Genomic DNA, 17460 nt, shown 5'->3' on the forward strand with positions numbered 1-17460 from the left:
CTAATCTCGGTCAGGTCGCCGCCGCGTCCGGAGGGGGTTCGGTAACGGATGGGACCGGCCGACGGGCGTTGACCACCTGGTTACGGCCATGAGCCTTGGCTTGGTACAGCGCCTGATCTGCACGGTTCAGCCACACCGACCAGGTTTCACCGTGGCTTACCTCTGCCACGCTAGCGCTGGCGGTGAGCTTGATATTGTTCAGGAATGGACGCGCGCTGATGCTGGCCAGGAGTTGGTGGGCAAGGGTGTCGGCGTCCCGCTGACGGGTCTCGGGCAGTACGATCATGAATTCCTCACCGCCGATTCGGAACAGCTGGTCGATTTCCCTAAGCCGTTTGCGGAGTCGCGTTGCCATTTCTCTCAGCACCTGGTCACCGGCTTGGTGCCCCCACTCGTCATTGATGGCCTTGAAAAAATCCAGATCCAGTAATATCAGGCTCGACACCCGTTCGTAACGCTCCCGCATCTGGATTTGCGTATTCAGGACGTCGGCCAACTGGGATCGGTTCAGGCAGCCGGTAAGGGGATCGGTGGTGGCAAGCCAGATCAGCTCCTGCTGCAGCTTGCCGACCAGCCACGCAAAGACCATCGCGAAGACGCAGGTCAGGCCAAGGGACACGACAATCCGCCAGAACTCGGTCTCCGGCAGGTACAGGAAGGAAATAACGGCCATCACGGAGATGAACACGATGTTGCTGGCGATGGCTTCGCGCAGGGGCAGCAGGAAGAACAGAGCGGTGGCGGCCGGATAGGCCCAGTACAGGCCGGAGTGGCCGTTGAGCACGGTGGAGTAGCCGGCGGCAACCACGGCCAGGAACGGAAAAAGGCGCCCGTTCAGAAAGTAACTATTGCGAAACTTTAGAAAGGCGATCACCAGAAGCGCGTTCAAACAGAACAGAATCAGAAGGGCGGACAGCAGATAATGCTTCTGCTGCCACTGCACCAGGATCAGCGGAGCGATTGCAACAAATGCCCAGAAGTGAAGGTGGTACATCAGTTGCCGTCGGAAGCCCAGAACGGCAAGGGTAGGGTTGCGGGCGATTTGGTCACCTGGGGAAAACAGATTCACAGCTTACTCCCGCTGCCTGGGAAACACCGACGGCTGCCAGTGTAGAACGATTCAAATAGTAGCATGCGCTTTCTGACAAAGAAGCACTAACTGTCGCCATTTGCGACATTTTGTCGGCCTGTGCTTGGCTGTGTTTGCGTTGCTTCGTTAAACTTCGCGCCTTGACGAGAGGGACTGCCACATGACCGCAATTCATACCCGGCCGCCAGCACTGACGATCCGCGCCGGCCGGCGCGCTATGCAGCGGCTGAAAGACAAGCCACTGGGCCCGGAAGATGTCCATGTTATTCCCGGTGCCGCTGGAGGCCCCAAAGCCCTCGGGCTTAGTGGCCTGGACAAGGCCATTTTCGGCGACTGGTTGCCGGCGGTGCCGCAGGAGCGTTCGCTGATCGGCTCGTCCATTGGCAGCTGGCGCTTTGCTGCGGTGGCTTCCTCCGACGATCCCAAGGCTCAGCTCACCAAGCTGGCGGAGCTGTATACCTGCCAGCGCTTCGCCAAGGGTGTCAGTGCGGCGGAAGTCAGTCGCAAGAGTGTGTTGTTCCTGGAAACGCTGCTGTCTGGCTGTGAGGACTACATCCTCAACCACCCCTGGTACCGGTTGAATGTGGTGGTGGTGCGCAGTCTGGGCATGCTCGAACACGATACCCGGGGCCGGCTCAGTCTGGGTCTGATGAATGCCATCAGTGCCAACATGGTCAGTCGCCGACACCTGGGCCGATTCATGGAACGGGGCATTCTGCACGACGCCCGGCTCAAGGCACCGGTCTCCAAGCTGATTGATTTCCCCAGCCACGAAGTCGCCCTGACCCGTGACAACCTATTGCCGGCGTTATTGGCGTCCGCCTCCATTCCCATGGTGATGTCCGGGGTCCGGAATATTCCGGGTGCGCCCGAGGGCGTGTACCGGGACGGCGGGCTGCTGGACTATCACCTGGACTTGCCCTACGAGCAGCCCGGGGTGATTCTGTACCCGCACTTCACCGACAAGGTGGTGCCAGGCTGGTTTGACAAGACCCTGCCCTGGCGTCGCGGCGATGCCACCCGGCTGCAGGACGTGGTATTGGTGGCGCCGTCGAAGGAATACCTGGAGACCCTCCCGGACCGCAAGCTGCCGGACCGGAAGGATTTCGAGACTTACGTGAACAATGATCAGGGCCGGGAACGGGCCTGGCGCAAGGCGATTGCCGAAAGCGACCGCCTGGGTGATGAGTTCATGGAACTGACCGAAACCGGCAAGCTGACCGAGGTGCTGCGCCCGCTCTGAGCCTCAGGCCGAGACCGGGCGCCGTTCCGGCAGTCCGGTTGCGATCAGCGCGGCCAGGGCGATCAGCCCGGAAGACAGCCACAGGCACGCTTCGAGACCGTAAACCTGGTAGACCCAGCCCGACAGCACCGTACCCAGCAGGCGGCCGGCGGCGTTGGACATGTAATAGAAGCCAACGTCCAGAGACACACCGTCGCCGCGGGCATAGCTGACGATCAGGTAGCTGTGCAGGGACGAATTGATGGCGAACAGCACACCGAACAGCAGCAGCCCGCCAACCACCGCCACCTGCGGTGATACCCCGGTGATCAGCCCCAGGGCAATGGCCGCCGGAACCACCGCCAGTAGCGCGGCCCAGAGCACCGCCGGCAGGCGCCCGGCCTGATCGCCCGTTATGCGTGGAGCCACAGTCTGCACGATACCGTAGCCAATGACCCAGCTGGCCATGAAGCCACCCACCTGCCAGAAATCCCAGCCGAACACCGTGTGCAGGTAAACCGGCAGGGCCACCACGAACCAGACGTCGCGGGCGCCGAACAGGAATAGCCGGGCACCGGAGAGCAGGTTGATCGGACGGCTCTTGGACAGGATGTCGGTGAACTTTGGCTTGGCCTTGCTCTTGCCAAGGTCCTGCTGCAACAGCACCAGGCTGGACAGCCAAATCAGCACCAGCACCGAGGCCATGGCAATGACCGCGCCCCGGAACCCGATCGTCATCAACAGCACGCCGCCCAGGAAGAAGCCCACGCCCTTGAGGGTGTTCTTGGAGCCGGTCAGCAGCGCCACCCAGCGATAGAGCTTGCCCTGTTCGGCATCCGAGACCAGCAGTTTGATACCACTCTTCGCCGACATCTTGTTCAGGTCCTTGGCAATGCCGGACAGTGCCTGGGCCGCCATGACCCAGGGTACTGTCAAGGCGGCGGCGGGCACGGCCAGCATCGCCAGCGCCACGATCTGCAGCAACAGGCCCACATTCATGGTGCGATTAAGGCCCATACGCGCGCCCAGGTAGCCACCGAGCAGATTGGTGACCACCCCAAAGAACTCGTAGAAAACAAAGAGCAGGGCAATTTCCAGCGGCGAATAGCCGAGCTGGTGGAAATGCAGCACCACCAGCATCCTCAGGGCGCCGTCGGTCAGGGTAAAGGTCCAGTAATTGCCGGTAATGACCAGGTATTGTCGGATGGCGGCGGTCATGTCAGGCAGCGCCCACCTTGCGCATCAGTTCCGCGGTCCGGTTGGCATAGCCCCATTCGTTGTCGTACCAGGCGTAGAGTTTGACCTGGGTGTCGTTGACCACCATGGTCGACAGCGCGTCAATGATCGAGGAGCGGGGGTCGGTCCGGTAGTCGATGGACACCAGCGGCCGTTCCTCGTAGCCCAGAATCCCGTTCAGTTCGCCTTCGGCGGCTTCTTTCAGAAACTGGTTCACGGTGTCCCGGTCTGTTGGCGTGTCGACTTCAAACACGCAGTCGGTCAGGGAGGCATTGGTGAGGGGGACACGGACCGCATGCCCGTCCAGCCGGCCCTTCAGCTCCGGAAAGATCTCAATGATGGCCGTGGCAGAGCCGGTGGTGGTTGGAATCAGCGAGCTGCCGCAGGCCCGGGCCCGGCGCAGGTCCTTGTGTGGGGCGTCGATGATGGTCTGGGTGTTGGTCAGGCTATGGATGGTGGTGATGGAGCCGTGCTTGATGCCCAGTTTTTCGTGAATCACTTTGACCACCGGCGCCAGGCAGTTGGTGGTGCAGGACGCCGCGGTGACGATCCGGTCCGTGGCCGGATCGAACAGATGATCATTCACCCCCACGACCAGGTTCTTGGCACCGGCCTCTTTCACCGGAGCTGTGACCACCACCCGTTTGACGCCCTGATTCAGGTAATCCTGCAGCACGTCGACCTTCTTCATCACACCACTGGCTTCGATGACCACGTCACAACCGGACCAGTCGGTCTCCGCGATCGTGCGGTTGTGAGTCACCCGGATACGGCGTTCGTCGACCACTATATGAGTACCGTCGACGCCGGCATCACGGTTCCAGCGCCCGTGAATACTGTCGAAGGTGAGCAGGTGGGCCAGTGTGCCGGCATCCGCACCCGGGTCGTTGATGGCAACAAACTCAACCTCTGGCCAGTCCCAGGCGGCACGCAACGCCAGTCTGCCAATTCGGCCAAAGCCATTAATGCCTACTTTGATGGTGCTCATGTTCAGTGCCTCCTAATAGCGCTGGGCCAGGGTTTTAGTTTTTGGCTGTGGAAACCAGTGTCGGGTCCGGTTAGCGAGGATCACAGCCGCCAGAAACCCGGCACGGTGGGGGGGCGGGTTCTCTGATTGTTGGCGCCAGCGCTCATGTATATTACTAACTTCGTATATGCTTAAAAGTGCATATACGATAACCGGCAATGAGTGGCCAGGCAAGTGTCTTTGGGGAATTGTCTATACTGCCTCTACCTGAGGGCAAGATTGTTACCGGAGGTGGTATGAGTGATGACAGAGCGCTGGTTGCCAGCAAGACACCCTATTCCGTGCTGGTCGAGGCGGGAAAGAACTACCTGTGGTGCGCCTGTGGCCGCAGCCAGAACCAGCCGTTTTGCGATGGCTCCCACAAGGGCACCGGATTCACCCCGGTAAAATTCACCGCGGAAAAAAAGGAGTGGGTCTGGTTCTGTGGTTGCAAGCAGACGGGTTCAGCGCCTTTGTGCGATGGCACCCACAAAACCCTGACTTAAAGGTTCAGGGCTAAGGGTGGGGCACGGCGCTGAGGCGAAAGCCGCTCAGGCCATGCACGGGGTCGGTCAGTGCCAGGATCCTGAGCGTGACCTCGACAATGCTTTCGCCGTCGCCGTGATGCAGCGGCACGTCAATGCGTTCAATGGAATGGTCGGCGCGGGCAGCGTTCAGCGCCCGCCGGAAATTCTCACGGCAGTTCGCCGCTATCAGTTTTTCAAAGGGTTGGCCGCCGAGATCGGACGGTGCCCGTTCCAGCAATTCAGCGAGTTGCGGGGAAATAAAGCCAATGTGGCCGGTTTCGTCGAGTTCACCAATGATCGCTCCGGACAGGGCCACCAGATCTCGGCTGCGTTGCTCACTGTCATCAAGGGCCTGGCGCAGAATGGTTTTCTCGACCTGCAGATTGGTGACTTGCTGGTCGAAGCCCGCTTCCCGAAGCTCCATTCCCCAGATCTGTTTCTCCTTGGCGTGTAACCGGCGGCACTGAACCAGCGCCAGCGCGGTTGCCACGAGGGTCAGGCAGCCGCCAGCCAGCCAGACGTTTCTGAGTGCAGTGTCGGAGGCCTGCTCCAGCAGTGCCCGCGCCGGCACCGTGGTCAGCATCCAGCTGAAATTCTCCGAGCTGACCTCGGTCCTCAGGGCCAGGGTAGGGTCGATGGGGCCCTGGGTCCGAATCTGGAACAGCGGGCGCTTGGTGTGCCTGGCCAGGGTATCAACCCGAACACCGAGGCTCGGTGGTAACGCATCATTGAATACGGCTTGTAGCCAGTCCTGGGCAGCAGGCTGCGCCGAGGCCTCGTCGCTTACCTGACTAGGTGCCCTCGCCAGCAACAGATGAACCAGGGCCTGATGTTCGGCTTGGTAACGGGCCTCCGCCAATTGGCGGGCCCGGTTTGATTCCTGATGGGCGGTGAACGCTGTCGACGCCACACCGACGATCAGAATAACCAGCGGCACCCAGAGGCCCGGCCAACGGCGGGCCCGACCGGTTGGGTAAGTCGATGTGATGTCCATGCGCTTCTTCCCGAGTTATGGCGGTCGAGTGCCACACTCCTTCAGTGATGTTCCTTCACTTTAGACCAGTCAGTGTTGGCTGGGAAATTCTCAGATCCGGGCTTTGCCAGCGGTGCCATAGACCAGCACAAAGGTCAGGAACGCCGTCACCACTGCGGAAGGACCGGCCGGCGTATCAAGGTACCAGGACAGGCTCAAGCCGCCTGTCACCGCGATAAAACCAAACACCATTGCCAGCCCAACCATGTGCTCCGGGTCGTTGGCAAGGCGTCGGGCGGTGGCGGCCGGAATGATCAGCAGGGCGGTAATCAGCAACACGCCAACGATTTTCATCGCCACCGCAATGACCACGGAAAACATCAGCACCAGGACCAGTCGCAGACGCTCGACCGGCAGGCCTTCCACCCGGGCCAGCTCGGGGTGAATAGTGCTCATCAGCAGGCCATGCCAGAGAGTGCCTAGCAATGTCAGAATGACGGCGGCACCACCATAGATCCAGAACAGGTCGGCCCGGCTCATGGCCAGCAGGTCGCCGAACAGTAGGCCGGTGAGATCCACTCGCACGTCGGGCATGAAGCTGAGTGTGACCAGGCCAATGGCCAGGGCACTGTGGGAAAGAATTCCCAGAAGGGTGTCGGTGGCCAGGGCACGGGTACGGGAAAACAGCACCAGTGCGATGGCAAGGACCATGCAAGTCAGTACCACGCCGACATGCAGCGGTACACTGATCAGGAAGCTCAGGGCAATCCCAAGCAAGGCCGAGTGTGCCAGGGTATCGCCGAAGTAGGCCATACGGCGCCAGACCACGAAGCAGCCCAGGGGGCCGGCAACCAGGGCGACGCCCAGGCCGCCGATTAGCGCCCGCCAGAAAAAATCGTTCAGCACGGCATCAATGATGGGCATGGCCGGAGCACTCCTGATGGTCGGTAACGGACGAACCCGCATCGCTTTCCACCACGTCGCCGTGGAGATCATGGCGGTGGTTGTGGTGATGATGGTAAACCGCGAGGGATTCGGCTACTCGAGGACCGAAGGTTTCGATGAAGGCTGGATCGTGGGAGATATCGGCCGGGTGGCCACTGCAACAGATGTGTTGGTTCAGGCAAATAACCTTGTCGGTGGCCGCCATGACCAGGTGCAGGTCGTGGGAGATCATGATGATGCCGCAGTTGAGCTCGTCACGAAGCTGGCGGATCAGTTCGTACAGCGCGGCCTGGCCATTAATGTCGACGCCCTGGGCCGGTTCATCCAGTACCAGTAGATCAGGCTGACGGACCAGGGCCCGGGCCAGCAACAGGCGCTGCTTCTCGCCACCGGACAGGTGATGCACGGAGGCATCCAGCAGGTGGCCAACGCCGGTTTTCTGCAACGCCGCCTGGCATTCCGCGAGTCCTCGTCCGGTCAGCATCATGAAGCGTTTGACGCTCAGCGGCAGGGTCGATTCCAGGGCAAGATGCTGGGGAACGTAGCCGATCACCAGCTTGCGCGACAGGGTGACCTCACCGCTGGAGGCTTTCTGCAGGCCCAGGATGGCCCGTATCAAGGTGGTTTTTCCGGCGCCGTTGGGACCAATGATGGTGATGATGTCGCCCCGGTGCACGGTCAAATTGACGCGATCGACCACCAGCCGGTCGTCAAATTCCACCGTGACCTGGTTCAGGGTTGCCAGTAATTCACTCATTGCCCGGCGCTCCCGTTTCGTTATGGTCGTCCTGCTCGCTCTGGCATCGGGGACAGAGGCCAGAGATCTCCAGGGTGACGTCATCCAGCGCGAAAGACTCAGCCTCAGCGGCGGCCTTGATGGCTCCGGAGACGGATGGCGCGGTGAGTTCCAGGACATTGCCACAGCACCTGCAGATCAGAAACATACCGGTGTGGTGTTCACCGGCGTGGGTACAGCCAATAAAGGCATTGAGTGAGGCAATGCGATGCACCAGGCCATTCTGCTGCAGAAAGTCCAGCGCCCGGTAAACCGTCGGAGGCGCTGCGTTGTGGCCGTCATCGGAGAGCTGGGCCAGGACATCGTAGGCTCCCAGTGGCTTGTGGGATTGCCAGATCAGCTCCAGGACCCGCTCCCGGGTGGGTGTCAGGCGGGCGTTACGAACCTGGCAGATGGTGCGGGCGTCAGTAAGCGCCTGGGTGACACAGGTATCGTGATTGTGCGGGCGATAGGGCAGTGCGCGGGCAGACATAGCGGGAATCCGGAAAATTTTGAAACATTATAACATTTCCGAAAATCCCCGCCATGGCACAGCAGGCTCAGGGGCGAGATTCGTTGGCCAGGCCTTCGAGGTATTCCAGGTTGGGGATCCAGGCGTTGTCGCCGTCGACCTCGACCTGCATCAGATCGGCCGGTCCGGCTTCGCCGTCCAGTTGTTTGATCTGGCTTTCAGTGAGGCGGGCCTGGCTGGGAATGCCCTGGGTGACCAGGGCAATGAACGGAAGCCGCTGGTGGTGTTCGCCGATGGTGTTCAGCACCACGATGCGTCCCCGATTGGCGCCGGGAACACTGAGGCTGCCGCCATTGGCGGCGTCGTAGGAAATCACCGGCAGTTGCAAACCGCGCCAGTCCAGAAAGCCTACCAGCCATTCCGGCGTGTCGGTCCCTGCTGAGGAACTGGCGTAATCCACCACCTCGGCAATGGAGACGTTCGGAAGTAACAGTTGCCGCTCGCCCATGGGGATCATAACGCAGGAGAGTGTCTGGCTGTTGTCATTCATTGCTTGTGTCCTCAGGCGGAGTCCCGTTTGTGCCGGCCTTTGAGCAGGCACGATTCTTCAATGGTTTTGACCAGCTCCCGGGCCAGTTCTTCCGGTGTGCCACTGAGGGTGGAGCACCCGGTGGCGGCAACCGAATCCGGCATTGAGCTGTTACCGCAGCTGGTGTGTTCCTGCACCCAGATTCGGCTGCCGTAGGCTCTCAGCATGGGCGCAGCGATGGCGCCATCGTTGCCCATGCCGGAGAACAGGATAGCATGGCAGCGTGCACCGTAATGGTCGGCGACGTTCAGCAGAACCTGATCGATGGAGGGCCCATAAGGGCCGGGCCAAGGACTGCTTAATTCGGTCAGCGCCCCGGCCGCGTCCACTCGCCACTCGTGGTCCACTGGCATCAGCACCACGTCGCCATTCTGAACGCGGTAGCCCTCCTCTGCCCGCTTCAGGGCGTAATGAGAGTGGCGGCCAAGAACCCGGGTCAGTACTTCGGTGAAGTTGTTGTCGATGTGCTGGGCATAAATAAAGCCAACGGGCAGGCCCGGTGGCAGGTGATCAAGAAACGACTTGATCGCCGAAGGACCGCCCAGCGAGGCACCAAGAATCCAGACTTCCTCGGCAACCGAGTCGGGGGCGGCGGGTGTTATCCAGTGCGGCAGGGTCGGCGGCGTGGCTGTTGCCGGTACCTGGACATCCAGCTGCTCGATGCTGGCTTCGGAATCCAGCTCTTCAAGATCGCCGAGCAGATCTTCCAGCTTGCTCAGCAACCGGCGTTCCCACCGGAAGTAATCGGTGCCGCCGGGCTTGGGGGCCGGATCCAGGCCAAACAGCACCGGTGCTTCGGTGTTTTCCAGCAGGTGATCGAACAGCGCCGGGTGATCGGCCTCGTCTTCCAGTGTGACCAGCCAGAGATCGGCCGCCGGAAATTCGGGATAACCTAGCAGGCGCTCCGGATCCCCGGAGAAGCAGACATCGAGACCTACCTTGGCCGTCGCTGCCTGCAGCCGATGTCGCTGCAGCACAATATCCGAGATAATCCCGACTCTGGGCCGGCCACACTGGCCGGCCATCACTGGTTACCGGTCAGCCGTTTGATGGTCTCTAGCAGCTCGATTTCTTGGAACGGCTTGCCCAGGTATTCGTTGACACCGATGGCCATAGCCCGCTCCCGGTGTTTTTCACCGGTCCGAGAGGTGATCATGCAGATCGGTGTCTCCCGCAGGTTGTCATCGTGGCGGACAAAGCTGGCTACCTCGAAACCATCCATGCGCGGCATCTCGATATCCAAGAGGATCACATCGGGCTTGTGGTCCTGCAATTGGGCCACCGCATCCAGACCGTCTTTGGCCAGTACCACTTCCATGCCGTTACGTTCGAGCAGGCGGGATGTGACCTTACGTACCGTGACCGAGTCGTCCACCACCATAACGGTAGTGACTTGCTCCTCGTAGCGCGCGGCTTCGCGCGCTTTCTCAAGGCTGGCCAGGCGTTGACGCTCGGACAGGATGTCAGAACGGATCATCGCCGGTAGGTCGAGAATCACCACCACGTTGCCGTCACCAAGAATGGTCGCACCGGATACGCCCCTCACCGAACTGAACTGAGGGCCGAGGGACTTAACGACAATCTCCCGGCTACCCATCAGGTTGTCTACCTGCAGGGCCATCGGCTGTTCTGCGCCGCGTACCAGAATCACCGGCAACGGCAGGGCCTGACCCTGGAGTTTCGGCTGGTGATCACTGTTCAGCAGGTTGCCCAGGTACTGCAGCCGGTATTCCTGACCGGCGTACTCGTACATCGGCGCGTCCGGCTTGTAGTATTCCTCCAGCTCGTAGGTGCTGACCCGCACGATACCCTCGATGGTGTTGAGAGGGATGGCGTAGAAGTCTTCACCAGTCGATACCATCAGGGCGCGGTTGACCGAGACTGTGAACGGCAGGCGCACGGTAAAGGTGGTGCCTCGGCCGAGCGCGGAATCGATGTCCAGGCTGCCACCCAGCTGTTTGATTTCGCTGGCAACAACGTCCATGCCGACGCCACGACCTGAGATCTGGGTTACCTGCTGGGCGGTGGAGAAGCCGGGTTGCAGGATGAACTGCAGGATTTCCCTTTCGGTCAGGTCTTCGTCCGGGCGCATCATGTTCTGGCGAATGGCCTTGTCACGGATGACGTCGGACGGAATACCCTTACCATCGTCCATCATGCGCAGCACCACGTCGCCGCCTTCGCGGGTCAGTGACAACACCACTTCGCCGGTTTCCGGCTTTCCGCTGACCTTACGATCCGCCGGCGCTTCGATGCCGTGGTCGAGGGCATTCCGGAGCATGTGCTCCAGCGGAGCAATCATCCGTTCAAGGATGTTGCGGTCCATCTCGCCTTCGGCGTTACGAACATCGAAGTCCACCTTCTTGCCAAGCTCACCGCTAATCTGGCGAACGATACGGCGCAGACGGGGCACCATAGAGGCAAAAGGAATCATTCGGGTCTTCATCAGACCTTCCTGCAATTCCGTATTGATGCGCGACTGCTGCACCAACAGGGTTTCGGTATCCCGGACCCGGTCAGAGAGGGTCTCACGGAGATCAGCAAGGTCCGATGAGGATTCGGTCAGGGCTCGTGACAGCTGCTGGATGGAGGAATAGCGGTCCATCTCCAGCGGGTCGAAATCGTCGCCGTAGTCCGGACCGTGTTCTTTCTCGGCACTGAACAGGATCTGTGCCTCGGTCTCGATTTCCATGCGGCGCAGCTGCTCGCGCAGACGCTCGATCGTGGCCGCCATTTCATCCAGCGTGTGGCCGAAGTCACTGGTCTGGGTTTCCAAGCGGCCACGGGTAATACTGGTTTCACCCGCCAGGTTGACCAGCTCGTCCAGAAGAGGCGCCGAAACCCGGATTGTTTCCTGGGCTGCGCGCTGACTATCGGCTGCCCTTTTGCGGGCTTTTGCCCGTGGCTTCGCCTGTGGTTTGGCGGGCTTGGGCAGGTTCGAATCCGATACCTTGGCTTCCTCTGCCTTCGCCACCGGTTGCGAGGTCGCAGGCAATGTCTGGGGCGATTCCGGGATTGGCTCGGGTTCCGGTGCCGTGTCACCGGATTCGAAGCTTTTCCGGATGCCAGCCACCATGGCGATGATGGCGTCGTGATCTTGGGTAATGCTCTGCCACTGGCTTTCGTCCGGCGGATTGCCACCCAGATCAATCAGCCGGGTCTCCAGGCCATGGGCCTTATCCCCCAACTGGGCCAGTTGTGACAAGCGGGCACCACCTTTCAACGTGTGCAGCGCGCGCTGAGCTTCCTGATTGAAGGTATGGTTGGACGGCTCTTTGTGCCAGTCGTCCAGCAGCTGTTCGAGCTGGTCCATGATTTCGCCGGCTTCTTCCAGGAAGATTTCGAGAACTTCCGGATCCACCTGCTGAGCGGCCGCAGCCGGCTCCGGCTGTGCTGATCCTGTTTCGGCTGCAGCCACATCGTGGGCGCTTTGCAGGGCTTCGATCAGTACGCTGTCGGCTTCGGGCTGCTTGCCATCCTCCAGGGTGGTGAGCATGGTTTTTAGCGAATCCAGAGCGCGACCGCTCAATGCCAGCAGGGCCTGCTGGTTATTGGAACCGGCAATCAGCGGATCCAGTGCGTCGGCCCAGGCCTCGGCCAGGTCAGCGATCGGATCGACGTCTGAAAGCCGGGCACCACCTTTCAGGGTATGCAGTTCCTGCTGCAGCTGAGTTACACCGGATAGCTCATCCGGCTCGTCGCGCCACTGGGCAAGACACTCGCCGATGGCGCTGTGGATCTCCAGGCCTTCGTCCAGGAAGATGCCAATCAGGTCGTCGTCATTGGCGTTGGCCAGAGGTTCAGTAATGCCGGTCAGTTCTTCCGCTTCGGCCTCTGGCTCGGGTTCCGTCGGGGTCTGCTCGGCTTCGATTTCGTGCTCATCGGTGTCGTACTCGGACACCTCGGACTCAGGCTCCGCGGGTGCTGGCTCTATGGCCAGCGGCTCGCCACGCAGGATGGCCTGAACCTTGGCCACCAGCTCATCCGCTGGCGGGCAGGGCTTCTGGGTGGCAACCTGCTCAACCATCTGCGCCAGCCGGTCGTGGCAGGCAAACAGCAGGTCATTCATGTCGTCGCTGGCATCCAGCTGGCCTTCGGCCACTTTTTCGAACAGGTCTTCGAGAACGTGGGTCAGGTCGCCAATAGCCTCGACGCCAGCCATGCGTGCACCGCCCTTCAGGGTATGCACATCGCGCTGCAGTTCTGCGGCTACGGTTCGGTTGGACGGGTCTTCGCTCCAGGTATGCAGCGCACTGCCGGTGGAGTTGATCAGGTCGTAGGCTTCTTCCAGGAAGATGCCCACCAATTCTGGGTCCAGGTGGGAGAGATCGGTAACGCCGTCTTCGGACGCGAGGTCCTCGTTTGGTGCCGGTTCCTCTTCAAGGTCCGGGACCGGCAGCGCCTCGTCTTCCGCTGGCGTGTCGGCCGCTACGTTGACGTCGGTAACCGGACGGGAGCCGTCCGCATTGTCCATGTAGGCCTGGATTTCACCAATCAGATCCGGTGCCGGACGTGGTGTTTCTGACGTTTCCAACGCCTCGACCATACCGGCGAGACGATCGTGTGCTCGGAACAACAGGTCAGACAAGTCGTCATTGACCGACAGCCGCTGGTCGGTCAGGCCTTCAAACAGGGTTTCCAGTTCGTGGGACAAATCGCCGATGGATGGGATGTCCGCCAGGCGTGCGCCGCCCTTCAGGGTATGCAAGTCCCGCTGCAGGAGTCGCAGCAGGTCGAGGTTGTGGGTGCTTTCGCTCCAGTTTTGTAGCGCGTCCGCCGTGCTGTCGATGAGGTCGCGGGCCTCTTCGAGGAAAATCTCCGCAAGCTCCTGATCCATTTCGTCGTCGGATTCATTGGCGCCTGTCGTTGCGGGCGTTTCGCTGGCTTCCTGAGGCTCATCAGTTTCACGGGCTGCCGGCTCGATCTCTTCCAGGTCCAGGCCAAGATCGATGGCTTCAAGGTCTTCGGTAAATTCCTGGTTGATGGCTTCGGCCTGTTCACTGGCCTGATCGGTGTCGGCCTGCTCAGGCGCCAGGGTTTCCAGGCGGGCCAGGATGCTGTCACTGGATTCGGTCGAAAGTCCCGCCGCGACCTGGTCCATGGTGTTGATCAGCTGTTCATGGGCATCGCGCACGGTCTCAATGAAGGCTTCATCGGGTATGTACTGCTCGGAGGCTGCAGCCTTGTCATAGGCTTCTTTGAGTGCGCCGGATAGTGAGGATACGTCGTGCAGGCCGGCGTCAGCGGCACCCTCAGTCAGTTGTTCCAGTTCCGTCCGTAGGGTGTTGAGCGATTCAGTTTGCTGGGGGTTGCTGGCCCACTGATCGAGAATCTGGTCGGCATCCAGGACGATGTCCAGACCCTCGTTGAGGAACAACTGCACGAGTTGCGACGGCGTCTCTTGTGCTGGCACTTCGCTACTGATATCACGGGGGCGGTGCAAGGTCTCCTGGGACAGCCGATCCAGTTTCGCGAGGAACGCGTCGGTGCCCGGCAGTGGCATCTGGGGATTGATACGGATTTGTGCCAGCCCTTCAGTCAGGAAACCGCAGGCATCGGCGATGCAGGACACCACTTCGCGATCAGCGCGTTTGTTCTGAGCCCTGGATTCCTTGACGAAGCGCTCTAGCGGCGTGATCACTGCCGCAATGGGTGCGATGCCTGCCGTATGGGCGCTGCCTTTCAGAGTGTGCAGGGCCCGGGAGAGGTCGTCGGTGTAGGAAACTGAAATCTTATCACCGGCAGCTGCGAGGTAATCCTTGAGCGTCTGAAGGTGGCTCTCGGTTTCGCTCTCGAAGATATCGAGCAGCACCGGATCGACCTCGGCGTCATTGAGACCGGCTTCAGCGGTGTCAGGAATGTCAACCGATTCAGCCTCACTCTCGGAGGTGGGCATGCTGCTGGCATCGGGGATTTCGCCGTTGGCCAAGGCATTGGCGCGGGCCTGGAGCACGCTGGTGTCGCTGCTTGGCGCCTGGCGTTTCTCGAAATCTTCGACCAGTGCCGGCAAGGCCGCAGTCACTTCTTCCAAAAGGCTAGCGACGTCATCGTTCATGAATATGCTGCCGTCGATCACGCGATTCAGCATGTTCTCTACCGACCAGGCCAGCTCACCCACCACCGCCGCACCGACCATGCGGCCGCTGCCTTTGAGGGTGTGGAACGCCCGGCGAACTTCCGACAGCGCAGTGCGGTCATCGCGCTGGCGCAACAGCATTGGCAGGTATTCTCGAACGGTGTCCAGAACTTCGCCGGCTTCTTCGATGAAAATCTCGAGAATTTCATCGTCGATCAGATCGTCGTCGGCAAAACCTGCTGCCACTGGCGTTTGGGCGGTAGGCTCGGATGCCTTGGTTTCGGTTTCAGCTGGTTGCTCCGGCTCAACCGGGGCCGTCACTTCGGTGCTTTCTTCGGTGCCTTGCTCGGAACGGCGGGTGGTGGCCATCGCCTCGGCACGCTGAATCAGTTCATCGACGTCGCCGGTGGCCTGGCCTTCTCGGAATTCACCAATCAGCGACGGAATTCGAGTGTTGACCTCATCGATGAGGGAAAACATTTCGTCCGTGGGTTTGATGGTTCGATCGATGACCCGATTCAGCAGATTTTCCACCGACCAGGCCAGTTCACCGAGGCTGGTTGCACCAACCAGGCGGCCACTGCCCTTGAGGGTATGAAAGGCACGCCGCACTTCTGTCAGGGCAGCGTGGTCGTCATGGTGCTGGCGCAGCTGCGGGTAGTATTCGTGAATGGTTTCGAGGACTTCTTCGGCTTCTTCGATAAAGATGCCCAGGATCTCGTCATCCAGTAGCTCGTGATCAGAAGCTTTCGCCGTCTCGGGCGTGGCCGAGGCAACGTCTTCCTCTGACTCGATGACCGGAATTGCCTCTTCAGCGCTGGTCTGGGACCAGGTTGGTTCGGCACCGACTGGGAAGCCGAGCGAAGCCAGACTGTCTTCGGCAACTTTCAGAATGGTTTCGTTCTCACCAATGCCTTCGGCCAGACGCTCCAGATAGTATTCGATGCTGGTGACGGCGTCGGCCAGAGTGTCGAGTTCTTTCCAGTCAGGTACCTGTTTGCCACTGAGCAGCACGTCGGTGAGGTAGCGTTGGGCTGAGGCTAGCATGTCGGCAACACGGTTGAGCGGAATCAGACCAAGACCGCCCCGAATGCTGTGCAGCAGACCAGGCACGTGCTCAATTTCGCGGGTATCCCACTGGGAGGCAATGAAATTGACGATGGCAGTCTTGACTTGCTCAAGGGTGTTCCGGGACTCGCGTAGTAGGGCGCTGTTGGCTTCGCCAAGCTCGCGGGAGCCCAGATTAACTGTCTGGTCTTCGTCGCCGGTCCTGTCGTCGTCAGACTGGCCGTCACTGTCGAGGCCAGCCAGGCTGGCTTCGATGTAGAGCAGGGCGCCGGCAATGTCCATCATGGTGCCGTCGTCGACCGGCTCACTCTGGTTGCTCAGTTTGTTGATCAGTTCGATCTGTTCGGTGACGACTTTGCGGGGAATACCCAGGCCCAGTACTGCCAGGGTGTTGGCCACCTGACGCAGGCCAGGGAGCAGATCCTCCAATTCAGTGTTTTGACGCTGTTCTGCGCGAACAAACAGGTCGAGCTGGTCCTTGAGCTTGGTCAGTTCTTCATTGAGCGCGCTGACCACTGAGTGAATTGCTTCTCGGCCCGGGCCGGAGACCCGACTGCGGGCAGCGTCCACGTCGTTATCGGAGGGCAGGGCCTGGTCCAACTGGTAATCAGATCGCAGACTCTGGACCTGGGGGGCTTCCAGATCCCGGGCACGGGCGACGTAATAAAGAAGGTGTTTCAGCAGCGCCTCAGGCGCCGGCTGTTGAAGGATGTCAGCGTGTTCATCGGTGAGCCGACGAATCTCACTGTCCAGTTCACGCAGCAGTGATTTTACCGCAGCATTGACCGGGTTCACGTGTGCCTGCAGGGTCTCAACAAAGGCACTGGCTGCTTTCCAGAGTTCGCCCCGGGGCGTTTTCTGGCACAGACGAATCAGGCGCTGGATGACTTTCTGCATGTAATCGAAATGGGCCACCAGATCCTCTTCGCGGATCACGGCTGCCAAGGCAAACTGGTACATCTGGCGCAGTTTGCGGATATGGCCCAAAACCTTCGGGTCCTGCAGGCGCTGGGACACCTTGCCGGTGACCCGCATGTGCGAACGGCTCAGGTCAGGTTTGAACAGGGATGTGTCGGACAGCAGGGCTTCGCCACGAGCAGCCCGCAGGTCGTTCAGCAGGGGCAGCAGCACCATCGGGAAATCGTCCCGGCTACTGGCCAGGTGATCCAGGTACTGGGGCAGCTGCAGGATCGCCTCCATCAAAACTTCGACGGCCTCGTCGACATTAGCGACGGTGTCATTCAGCACGGCCTGGGTCAGCTTCTCCATCTCTTCGGTCAGCAGTGCTGCTCCAAAGAGCTCAACCATCTGCAGGGTGCCATGCACCTGATGAAGATAATTCAGGCAGAAGCGCAGGCGCGCGGTGTCGTCTCGATTTTCGACATACGCTTCCAGTGCATGCTGACCCTGGGTCAGCGTGTCCTGTATCTCGCCCCGAACCCAGTCGAGGGCGATGCTGTCATGGTGATTGCCCATAACCA

12 protein-coding genes are annotated in these 17460 nt (G+C 60.5%); 2 read left to right on the plus strand and 10 right to left on the minus strand.

Annotated elements, in window-relative coordinates:
- Window positions 1-10 precede the first annotated feature (10 nt).
- A complete protein-coding gene (locus FCS96_RS00805) occupies window positions 11-1069 on the minus strand; it encodes a GGDEF domain-containing protein (RefSeq protein ID WP_171040635.1) in 1059 nt (352 codons plus the stop codon).
- Between the two features lie 181 nt (window positions 1070-1250).
- Here FCS96_RS00805 and FCS96_RS00810 point away from each other — a divergent pair, with 181 nt between their 5' ends.
- Complete coding sequence (locus FCS96_RS00810; protein WP_138438352.1) at window positions 1251-2333, plus strand: patatin-like phospholipase family protein; 1083 nt, start codon at window positions 1251-1253, stop codon at window positions 2331-2333.
- A 3-nt stretch (window positions 2334-2336) separates the two neighbouring features.
- Here the strand turns inward: FCS96_RS00810 and arsJ are convergent, their stop codons facing one another.
- A complete protein-coding gene (gene arsJ, locus FCS96_RS00815) occupies window positions 2337-3530 on the minus strand; it encodes an organoarsenical effux MFS transporter ArsJ (protein ID WP_138438353.1) in 1194 nt (397 codons plus the stop codon).
- Window position 3531: 1 nt separating this feature from the next.
- Entirely contained in the window at window positions 3532-4536 is a 1005-nt protein-coding gene (locus FCS96_RS00820; RefSeq protein ID WP_138438354.1) for an ArsJ-associated glyceraldehyde-3-phosphate dehydrogenase, read from the minus strand.
- Window positions 4537-4811: 275 nt separating this feature from the next.
- Here FCS96_RS00820 and FCS96_RS00825 point away from each other — a divergent pair, with 275 nt between their 5' ends.
- On the plus strand, window positions 4812-5060 hold the full coding sequence (locus FCS96_RS00825) for a CDGSH iron-sulfur domain-containing protein (RefSeq protein ID WP_138438355.1): 249 nt from the start codon (window positions 4812-4814) through the stop codon (window positions 5058-5060).
- Window positions 5061-5070: 10 nt separating this feature from the next.
- Here FCS96_RS00825 and FCS96_RS00830 read toward each other — a convergent pair whose 3' ends face one another.
- From FCS96_RS00830 to FCS96_RS00860, 7 genes are all read right to left on the minus strand, one after another.
- Window positions 5071-6075, minus strand: a complete 1005-nt coding sequence (locus FCS96_RS00830) for a PAS domain-containing protein (protein ID WP_138438356.1) — start codon at window positions 6073-6075, stop codon at window positions 5071-5073.
- A gap of 90 nt (window positions 6076-6165) precedes the next feature.
- On the minus strand, window positions 6166-6957 hold the full coding sequence (locus FCS96_RS00835; protein ID WP_407658072.1) for a metal ABC transporter permease: 792 nt from the start codon (window positions 6955-6957) through the stop codon (window positions 6166-6168).
- 7 nt (window positions 6958-6964) lie between these two features.
- A complete protein-coding gene (gene znuC / locus FCS96_RS00840; RefSeq protein ID WP_138438358.1) occupies window positions 6965-7756 on the minus strand; it encodes a zinc ABC transporter ATP-binding protein ZnuC in 792 nt (263 codons plus the stop codon).
- Entirely contained in the window at window positions 7749-8267 is a 519-nt protein-coding gene (locus FCS96_RS00845; protein ID WP_138438359.1) for a Fur family transcriptional regulator, read from the minus strand. The genes znuC and FCS96_RS00845 overlap by 8 nt, the downstream gene beginning before the upstream one ends.
- Before the next feature lie 67 nt (window positions 8268-8334).
- The gene (locus FCS96_RS00850; RefSeq protein WP_138438360.1) at window positions 8335-8796 is read right to left on the minus strand and encodes a chemotaxis protein CheW; all 462 of its coding nucleotides are present in this window, start codon (window positions 8794-8796) and stop codon (window positions 8335-8337) included.
- Between the two features lie 11 nt (window positions 8797-8807).
- Window positions 8808-9860: a chemotaxis protein CheB gene (locus FCS96_RS00855; RefSeq protein WP_138438361.1), complete on the minus strand. Its 1053-nt coding sequence runs from the start codon at window positions 9858-9860 to the stop codon at window positions 8808-8810.
- Window positions 9860-17455 carry an Hpt domain-containing protein gene (locus FCS96_RS00860; RefSeq protein WP_138438362.1) on the minus strand — a complete coding sequence of 2532 codons (7596 nt, stop codon included), beginning with the start codon at window positions 17453-17455 and terminating at the stop codon, window positions 9860-9862. Before FCS96_RS00860 ends, FCS96_RS00855 begins: the two co-directional genes overlap by 1 nt.
- Between the last annotated feature and the right edge of the window lie 5 nt (window positions 17456-17460).

The sequence above is a fragment of the Marinobacter alexandrii genome (assembly GCF_005871205.1).
Taxonomy (GTDB): Bacteria; Pseudomonadota; Gammaproteobacteria; order Pseudomonadales; family Oleiphilaceae; genus Marinobacter; species Marinobacter alexandrii.